Consider the following 236-nt stretch of genomic DNA (forward strand, 5'->3'; position numbering starts at 1 on the left):
CTGGTCATGAGCGCCGACAAGCATTTCGTGACGTCGAACTCGGGCGTACTCGTGCCACCAAACGCGTCGCTGAAACCACCCGCCGAGTTCGACTATATCGTGGTCGTCGGCGGCCGGATCAACGAGAAGGTCGAGGCGCTCGATAGCGCCGCTGTCTCCTATGTCGTCAATGCCGCGCGTGCGGGCGTCCCGGTGATCGGCCTCTGCACCGGCAGTTTCATTCTGGCGGAGGCGGG

The 236-nt window shown here is 64.0% G+C and carries 1 protein-coding gene; it reads left to right on the forward strand.

Annotation, left to right across the window (positions count from 1 at the left end):
- On the forward strand, positions 1-236 hold a 236-nt coding region (locus SB679_RS26260; RefSeq protein WP_410705359.1), incomplete at both ends, for a DJ-1/PfpI family protein.

The sequence above is a fragment of the Chryseobacterium sp. SIMBA_029 genome, assembly GCF_046535275.1.
GTDB lineage: Bacteria > Bacteroidota > Bacteroidia > Flavobacteriales > Weeksellaceae > Chryseobacterium.